The following is a 5,576-nucleotide window of genomic DNA, read 5'->3' as shown; positions in this document are numbered from 1 at the left end:
CCGTAACCTCGCTTCCGGAACACCACGCAAGCGCTCCCCGACCACACCCGGAGGGGGCGCGCACCTATCCGAGCGTGGCGCCTGCGTCTCCAGGTTCAGTTCTCACATCAAATCAGGCAAAAAATGTTCATTTGAACTATCTGTCCAACGTGCCGGGCTTGTTACATGAGCTCGACCGTGCCCAGAACCCACCGACCGGCTCCGCCGGGACCTTCTTTGCGAATCACCGGATCAATCTACCGTCGCCTCCGGCGCCCGACCAACCAACCGATATAGCCATCGGACATCACCGCAGGCAGATGCGTTGCAGCGGGTTTGCCAGGGTGCTGTTGCGGTTCTCACATGAGTCACGTTGCCCCATTCCGACACTTTCGCGACGAGGTACGGCAGCCGCCTGGGGCACCCGCCGTCATACCTGCGACCGCGCGGCGTCCGCCGTCGCCTTCAGCGCTCGGCACTCGCGGACCCGCGCACCCGCGACGGGTCGTAGAGGTGGGATTCGGCGCAGGACACCGCAGGTGTGAGCGCGCGGCCCACCAGGATCACCGCCGCCTGCCGCAGTCCGGCGGCCTCGACCTGGTCGGCGATGTCGGCCAGAGTGCCGCGCAACACCAGCTGCTCGGGTTGGCTGGCGCGGTAGACGACGGCGACCGGGCAATCCGGGCCGTACTCGGCGGCCAGTTCGGCGGCCAGTGCGCGGACGCGCGTGATGGCCAGGTGCAGCGCGATGGTCGCGCCGGTGGCGGCGAAGTTCGCCAGCGCCTCGGACTCCGGCATCGCGGTGGAGCGGGCCTGCGTGCGGGTCAGCACCACCGACTGCACCAACTCCGGCACCGTCAGCTCCGCGCCGAGCACCGCCGCCGCCGCGGCATAGGCGGGCACGCCCGGCGTGACGTCCCACGGCACGCCGTGCGCGTCGAGCCTGCGGGTCTGCTCGGTCAGCGCCGAATACAGCGACGGGTCACCCGAGCACAAGCGAGCCACGTCCTGACCCGCACGGTCCGCGCGCACCAGGCGCTCCACGATCTGGTCGAGGTCCAGATGCTGGGTGTCGACCAGCTCGGCATCCGGCGCGCAGTACGCCAGCACGTCTGGATCGAGGTAGGTCCCCGCGTACAGACACACCGGCGACGCGCGGAGCAACTCCACCGCGCGCACCGTCAACAGATCGGCCGCGCCCGGCCCGGCCCCGATGAAGTGCACGGTCATGCGCGCGAGTGTATTGACCACCGATCGCCGGAGCGTTCACTCGCCGCCGCTGCCCGCCGGACAGCCGCGCGGGACATCCGACACGACGACCTCCGACCACCTGGTGAGATTCGTGCCCGCGCCGCTCAAGCGGTGGCGTCGAAGTGGGCGATCACTTTCTCGGGGCGGAGGCGGACGACGAGTTCCCCAGGGACGCCGTTGCGCCTGCCGAATTCCTCGGCGCGGTCCGCGCCCATGTACCGGCCGCCGATCTCGGTGGCCGTGCGCAGTAGTTCGTCAGGGTCTTCCGAGAGCGTGACCGAGCCCTGCAACTGGACCGACGAGTAGGGCGGCTCCTCGAGGTCGACGCACATCGAGACGCGCCCGTCGCGGGCGAACGCCTTACCCTTCGCGGTCGACTTACCGGTGTTGAAGACCAGTTCGTCCCCCTCGAGGACGAACCACACCGGAGTCACCACCGGCCTGCCGTCGGCGGCCACGAACGCCACCTTGCCGGTACGGGTGCCGTGGGTGAGGAATTCGCGCACTTCGGGATCGGAAAGAGAGGCCATCCGCCCACCCTAGGCCGCGGTCGGCCACCGATCACGCGACGAATCGCCGGGACGCCGTGTGGCGTAAGTGGGAAGGAGTTTCTGGTTCGTACGTTGCGGAATCCCGCCGCGCGACCGACTCCGTTGTCGACCTATCGACGCCGTTGTCGAGGGCGGGTTCAGGTGACGGCGCTGTCACCAGTCGTGCTTCCTGCACGACAACCAGCCTCACCGAATACACCCGGCCCCGCATCCGTAGATTCACCTAGACATATACCTATTTATGCAATCGGCGTTCAGATGAGCGACATGCGCGTATTCGAAGTACACCCGTCGTGACAACCCCTCCGCAGGCCGCACCGAGTTCGCTGCCGACCAGGATGCAACGACCCGCGGGTCGCGCCGTTTCCCGGTCACAGCACCTGCTCCGGCGTCGGCACCGGCGCCTCGGGTGCGGCGATCCGGCGGTTGAAGGTGCCGTGGAAACCCCAGGGAACATGGTGATCGAGCCATGCGGTGGCCAGCGGACCCGCGTCGAGATCCTGGGCGTCGAAGACCACGAGCTGGGAGCGGTCCTCGTCCAGGTGGTGGTTCAGCGCCAGCAGCCAGCCGTCGTCCTCGGCGGCGTCGCGGCTTCGGGGAATGAACAGCGGTTCGCCGACCGAGCTGGATCCGAGGTCGCAGCTGGTCGTCTTCCCGGTCTCGGTGTCGACCTTGACCACCGAGTTGAACAGCCGCGCCGGTCCCCCTTTCCCGGCGAAGTAGGTGTAGCGGTGTCTGCGGGTACCGCGACGCCAGTCGTATTGCGGGAATTCCCCTGAGCGGTCCGACACCTGATTCTCGATGATGCGGTCGTCCTTGGTGATCCGGTATTGCCTCAGCGTGGAGTCCGGGTATTCGGGGATGCCGCGGTCGGTGCGATTGACCATTCCGGTCATGTTCCGCAGCTTGTCCCAGTCGGTCTCCAGGCGCGGCAGCTCGACCACGACGTCGTCTCCGTCGTCGTAGGCGTTGGTGAAGTGGACGTGCAGCAGCGCCTCGTGTTCCACGATGCGCACCGGGCCGCCGTTCCTGGGCACCAGCACGAACCGGGTTCCTTTGCCTTGCTTGAATTCCAGGGAGTCCACGAACGAGGTCATGGACAGCGCGATCTTGGCGATGTTGGGCATGATCGGGTCCAGCACGAAGACCATGTACTTCTGGGTCAGCGCGAAATCGTGGTTCCACGGCAGATCGAGCATCGGGACAGTGGCGAGTTGGGTCAGCCGTCCGGCGCGATCGATCCGGTAGGTACGGATCCGCGGTGTCGGAAGCAGTTCGAGACCGAAGTTGTACATGTCGCCGGTGACCGGATCCCATTTCGGGTGCGCGGAGAAGGCACCGAGATATCCGAGCCGACCGCCGAAGTCGGTGCTGCCGAGCGTGTCGAGGGTTTCCGGATCGATCCGGTGCGGGTTGCCGATCTCCCACAGGGCGAGCAGCTCATTGCCGAAGTTGACGATGTTGGTGTTCGCCACGTTCTCCGGCAAACGCCCGACATTCGCCCAGAAGCCGCCCGGAATCTGATCTCCGACCCCTCGGAACCGAATGGTGCTCGACTGCTGGCCGTGCTGGAAGTGCCGAGTGCGCACGTATCGGTTGCGGAACCGGACCGAGCTGCCGTCGAGGATGAACTGCGAGATCATGCCGTCGCCGTCGAAGATGTTGTGCAGCAGCGTACGTCCGACCTGGTATTTGCCGGGGCCGATACGGTACAGCGTTCCGGTCAGCTCGCGCGGAAGCACGCCATCGATCTGCCTTACGCGATAGTCGTGCTCATCGAGCAGCGGAGCGGTGACCTGCTGATATGGCCTCGAGTCCGGGCCGGACTGCGTCGTGGGCATCGCGATTCTCCCTTGAACCAATCTGATAACGCTTGTTATCTGAATACGTGTGTTATCAGACGATAGGGGGCGGCTACACTGCCGTCAATGACCGAAGAGCCCCGCACCTACGGCGGCGTCAGCGCCGCCGAACGCAGCGCGGGCCGCCGGGTCCGCTTGCTCGCCGCCGCGACCGCGCTCTGGGGAGAGTCGGGTATCGCATCGGTCACCGTGCGGGGAGTATGCAAGGCCGCCGGACTCACACCGCGATATTTCTACGAACACTTCGCCAACAGCGACGAACTCTTGGTCGCGGTCGCGGACGAGGTCCGCGACAAACTCCTGGCCGCCATGGTGCACGCCGGACTCTCCGGCACCGGCCCAGCGGAAGCGCGGCTCACCGCCGCACTCCGAGCGTTCTTCGACACCGTCGCCGACGACCCTCACCTGCACCGCATCATCTCCAGCAATGCCAATGACGTGAGCGAACTCGCGCAGAGGCGACACGATGCGATCGATACCGTTGCCGAGCTGGTGGTCAACTACGCCCCCACGGCCCTCGGATTCACCCCGGACCCCGACCTGCTCCGCCGCGCGAGCCTGTTCATCACCGGGGGCGTCAACCAGATCATCGAAGGATGGCTTGCCGGGACGATCACCATGACCTCGGCCGAGCTCGCCGCCGACTGCGCTCGAATGTGTATCAACGTCCTACAGCCGCCGAGCCGGCAGGTGAGCACAGCGAGCAGCCTGACCGGCGAACACAGCCGCTGAATTCTGGTCGACCGACGAAACCCCAGCCGAAGCGCCCACCTCGGCCATACCGAACATGGCGGCCCCGGCCCACCGAGCGATGTCCCCTGCGCAACTTCTTCGTCATCGGGTGCGGGATGTGACGCCCAGGCGGTGTGGGCACAGGCGGTCGTCACAACTGCTACCAGCGGTTGCCGATTTGATATGCGTCTGCATATCATCTGCAGATGCTTACTAATTCCGCAGACCGAACACCCGATGACGCGCACGGCGCGACAGGTGAACAGCCGTTTTCCGAAGGCACCGTGCTCATGCCCTGGCAAGCCGGTCCCCGCCACGACAGCGCGGGTCCGGTGTTCGTCAGCGTCACCGACTTCCTGGCCGCTTCCGACGAAGACGTTCAGGAGATCTACAAGACGGGAATGCGGCTGGGCCGGAACTGGCCCGTGATGCACGGCGCGGTGGGCCTGTGGCTGTGGGCTCGACCATCGGAGGCACGCGGCGGCTCGATCTCGATCTGGGAGACCGAAAAGGACATGCGCCGGTTCGTGCGCTGGCCGGTGCACGCCGACATCATGCGGAAGTGGCGCGGGCGAGTCGGCCTTGCCACCGACTCGTGGCAGGCCGCCCGGTTCGACGCCCATGAGGTGTGGGCACGGGCGCGCGACACGATCGACTTGCGCCCGCACCCCCAGGCCGGATGACCCCGTACTCCTCGGTTCTCGCGCTGTCGACGCTCCGTTCGAATCAGCGCTGCCAGGGCAGGCAGCCCGCGGCGCGCAGGCGGGTGGCCAGGCCGGAGCCGATGGTGGTGCTGGAACCGTTGCCCGCGGTGAGAGCCAGCAGGAGGTCCAGGCCGAGTCCGGCGCCGAGGGAGCAGCCCAGCAGGTTGATGTCCACCGAGATGATCTCGTCCTTCGGCGCGCCGGGCAGGGTCTCGTCGGCATGCGCCGAACTCGCTCCGGCCACGGTGGCGGCGACGAGCATCACGGTGATGAGACCGGCTCGGATGGATCGCACTTGTCCTCCTTCCGCGCCCTGATCGGGCGCGATCCTGGTGCCGGGCAATTGGGTCAGCCGACGGCGTCCGCGCCCCCGACCGGCGGTCCGCCGCATGGTTTGTTGACCGATCGACAGCGCGGGAAACCCCGTTTCGGTCCGGAGCCGGTGATGTGTCACACACCGATCCGAGCCGTCGCCGAGGCATGCCCGGAAGCCGGGC

At 66.7% G+C, this 5,576-nt stretch carries 6 protein-coding genes; 2 read left to right on the top strand and 4 right to left on the bottom strand.

What is annotated here, in order from left to right; all coding sequences use genetic code 11:
* Positions 1–444: 444 nt before the first annotated feature.
* The 3 genes from cobM to HOV91_RS09000 form a co-directional block, all read right to left on the bottom strand.
* On the bottom strand, positions 445–1,209 hold the full coding sequence (gene cobM / locus HOV91_RS09010; RefSeq protein ID WP_174184980.1) for a precorrin-4 C(11)-methyltransferase: 765 nt from the start codon (positions 1,207–1,209) through the stop codon (positions 445–447).
* 125 nt (positions 1,210–1,334) lie between these two features.
* Positions 1,335–1,760 carry a PPOX class F420-dependent oxidoreductase gene (locus HOV91_RS09005; RefSeq protein WP_174184979.1) on the bottom strand — a complete coding sequence of 142 codons (426 nt, stop codon included), beginning with the start codon at positions 1,758–1,760 and terminating at the stop codon, positions 1,335–1,337.
* A gap of 392 nt (positions 1,761–2,152) precedes the next feature.
* Positions 2,153–3,622: a carotenoid oxygenase family protein gene (locus tag HOV91_RS09000; RefSeq protein WP_174184978.1), complete on the bottom strand. Its 1,470-nt coding sequence runs from the start codon at positions 3,620–3,622 to the stop codon at positions 2,153–2,155.
* A gap of 87 nt (positions 3,623–3,709) precedes the next feature.
* On the opposite strand from HOV91_RS09000, the gene HOV91_RS08995 reads away from it, so the two are divergent.
* The gene (locus HOV91_RS08995) at positions 3,710–4,375 is read left to right on the top strand and encodes a TetR/AcrR family transcriptional regulator (protein ID WP_174184977.1); all 666 of its coding nucleotides are present in this window, start codon (positions 3,710–3,712) and stop codon (positions 4,373–4,375) included.
* 206 nt (positions 4,376–4,581) lie between these two features.
* Entirely contained in the window at positions 4,582–5,058 is a 477-nt protein-coding gene (locus HOV91_RS08990) for a hypothetical protein (RefSeq protein WP_174184976.1), read from the top strand.
* Between the two features lie 43 nt (positions 5,059–5,101).
* On the opposite strand, the gene HOV91_RS08985 is transcribed toward HOV91_RS08990, so the two are convergent.
* Positions 5,102–5,374: a hypothetical protein gene (locus tag HOV91_RS08985; protein ID WP_174184975.1), complete on the bottom strand. Its 273-nt coding sequence runs from the start codon at positions 5,372–5,374 to the stop codon at positions 5,102–5,104.
* Positions 5,375–5,576: the final 202 nt, after the last annotated feature.

Source organism: Nocardia barduliensis (genome assembly GCF_013315795.1).
Lineage (GTDB): Bacteria > Actinomycetota > Actinomycetes > Mycobacteriales > Mycobacteriaceae > Nocardia > Nocardia barduliensis.
Note: the sequence above shows the minus strand (reverse complement) of the source record. Positions and strands in the feature narration are given on the sequence as shown.